At 43.0% G+C, this 2,839-nt stretch carries 2 protein-coding genes; one reads left to right on the top strand and one right to left on the bottom strand.

The window, feature by feature from the left end; all coding sequences use genetic code 11:
- Window positions 1–227: 227 nt before the first annotated feature.
- Window positions 228–1,481, top strand: coding sequence for a competence/damage-inducible protein A (locus PX636_RS11095; RefSeq protein WP_012265014.1), 1,254 nt, complete (start codon window positions 228–230; stop codon window positions 1,479–1,481).
- Window positions 1,482–1,892: 411 nt separating this feature from the next.
- On the opposite strand, the gene PX636_RS11090 is transcribed toward PX636_RS11095, so the two are convergent.
- Window positions 1,893–2,839: Hsp70 family protein (locus PX636_RS11090; protein ID WP_288117188.1), on the bottom strand; the 947-nt coding region annotated here is incomplete at its 5' end.

The following is a 2,839-nucleotide window of genomic DNA, read 5'->3' as shown; positions in this document are numbered from 1 at the left end:
CTACCACTACTATCGAATCACTACCCATAATCATATATGGGCTGTTCAGCAACAAAGTGATATTTAATATAAAAGACTTTGATTGTTGATAGCTTACTGGTATAATGTTGGAGCGCACTGATATTGTTAACTTCCATGACCATCGTTACCGAAACCCGATCGAACTGTGGTGACAGAAGATAAGTTGATGATCAAAATTGAAAATCTTAAGCTAATTGCTAAAAATTATGGCCGCTGAAATTATTTGTGTAGGAACGGAATTATTATTAGGGGATATAGTTAATACTAACGCCCAATATTTAGCCCTAGAATTGGCAAAATTAGGCATTCCCCATTATTATCAAACGGTGGTGGGGGATAATGTAGAAAGACTGAAAAAAGCGATCGCTATTGCCCGAGAACGTTCTTCAATTTTAATTTTTACTGGCGGACTCGGACCGACTCCCGACGATTTAACCACAGAAACAATCGCCGATTTTTTCCAAACGTCCCTCAGAGAAGATCAGGAGATTTTAGCAGAAATCGAGGCTAAATTTACGAGCTTAGGGCGAGAAATGCCTCCTAGTAACAGTAAACAGGCTTTAATACCCATGGGAGCCGATTTTTTGCCAAATCCGACGGGAACCGCCCCCGGCATGATCTGGCAACCAGAGGCTAACGTGACTATTCTCACTTTCCCCGGAGTACCCTCAGAAATGAAGAGAATGTGGGTAGAAACGGCGATTCCTTACCTAGAAAGTCAAGGATGGGGCAAAGAGAGGATTTATAGTCGTTACCTCAAATTTCGCGGTATCGGTGAGTCAGCTTTAGCGGAAAAAGTTGCCCATTTATTTGATCTGACTAATCCCACCGTTGCCCCCTATGCTAGTTTAGGCGAAGTGCGTTTGCGAATTGCGACCAAAGCCCCTTCTTTAGAGGCTGCTTTGCAGGTAATTGAACCGGTAGCGACGGAAATTAAGGAAATCGCCGGATTAGATTATTTTGGGGCTGATGATGATACTTTACCTGCGGTGGTGGGGGAACTTTTGCGGTGGCAAAAACAAACTTTGAGTGTGGCAGAATCCTGTACTGGAGGGGGATTAGGGGAAATTATCACCCAAATCGCCGGCAGTTCCGATTATTTTGGGGGTGGGGTTATTTCCTACGATAATCGGGTAAAAGTTGCCCTCTTAGACGTAAATGAAGGGGATTTAAATAATTTCGGGGCTGTCAGTGCCATTGTTGCCCAACAGATGGCGCTAGGGGTGCAAAAACGCCTCGCTACGGATTGGGGGATCAGTATCACGGGTATTGCCGGACCAGGAGGAGGCAGTGAGACAAAACCCGTGGGCCTAGTTTATATCGGTTTAGCCAGTCCTGAGGGAAATGTTACCGTATCAGAGCATCGTTTCGGAGAAAATCGAGATCGCTTGACAATTCGCCAGATTAGTGCCTATACCGCCCTCGATCGCCTACGCCGGAATTTATTAATAATGTCTTAAAAAAGAATTGCCAAGAATATATACTCAGACTAAAAAGTTATGTTAAGCTTAATATAAATACAAGATATAGATTCCCCCGCTCGTCAGATTTAACAGCCAAACGATGAAAATTAGTTAAAATTCTCTAGAATCAAGCTGTTGCGGGGATCAATCGACGAAAACTCATAGCTAGTATCTCAAAGGAGCCATTTGGTCAATGGACTATTTAGATGAAGTGATAGACAAGTTGAGAGAATGGGCGCGCAAACTGATTGAGAGTGTTTTTGGTCCGGAACCCGAACCCGAACCCGAACTAATCCCGATCCCCGTGCGCGATCACAGTCGATAAAGCCACCGGTAAAACAGAATATTGCGATAATATCAGTGCAAACTTACTATGAGTCTGCACTTGATTTTTGGCTGAAGCCAAGCCTAGCTTAATTTGGTGACGATTTGATTATTTAGTAACAATTCTTGACTGAGTAAATCTTCCACATTAATCCGCAGAAAACACTGATCATCAATCCAGAACTGCACTTTAATGCGATCTTTACCCCGAAAACCTAAAGGATCGAGTTTAGCGATCGATCGGGCCCCCTCGCGATCATTTAAGGGTTGGACGCTAGTTTCTCCATTACTCAGGGAACGAGTAATTAATTTATCACCATCAAAATAGACCTCGATCGCCCCCCTTTCTGTGCCTAATTCGCCGATAATTAATTCAATGCTAGGCTGATTGTCCACGGAAGCACCTAGGACTAATTCCACGGGTTTTTCCATGGGATAGGGTTGTCCAGAGTTAATAATTGGATGCCAAGCGTGGGCATTTTTGCGACGATTCCAGTAACGAATGCCGTAGCTATGATAGAGAAAATCTTTGACTTGATAACCTTGGGCTAATTGTAACGCTCCCAAAGCGATCGCTTCAAAGGGTCGATCCTCTTTAATTTTACTACTATCAAAATACTGTCGCACCCAATCTTTTACCGCCGGAATTTGTACGGTTCCCCCGACTAATAACACCGCATCGATATCGCTAACTTCAACTCCATTGCGTCTTCCCTGTTGCAAAACTCCCGTCATTAAATCATCTAATTGATGAAAAAAGTTTTGTTGTTGGAGAATATCGGTCAATTGTTCTCGATCCAAGCTTAACTCGTAACTCTCGAAATTTTCCTCATCAAAATATACCTCCTCGGCGGTTAATTGGGAAGAAAGTTTAATTTTTAATCTTTCCGCTAGACGAGTAGTCAGGGAAGTTTTCGCTAAAGATTGCTTTTGGACAAAATAATCGACAATCCAATCGTCGATATCTGACCCCCCTAAATTTGTCCCCGCCTTGGCTAAAACTCTCGATAGTTTAGTTTTTTGGGCAGAAT

Source organism: Microcystis sp. M53598_WE2 (assembly GCF_030067735.1).
In the GTDB taxonomy this organism is placed as follows: Bacteria; Cyanobacteriota; Cyanobacteriia; order Cyanobacteriales; family Microcystaceae; genus Microcystis; species Microcystis aeruginosa.
The sequence above is the reverse complement of the archived record's forward strand: the minus strand, read 5'-3'. Positions and strand labels throughout refer to the sequence as shown.

Excerpts from the sequence above, each read along its gene's own strand:
- PX636_RS11095 (WP_012265014.1), top strand. The coding sequence starts at position 228 with ATGGCCGCTGAAATTATTTGTGTAGGAACGGAATTATTATTAGGGGAT.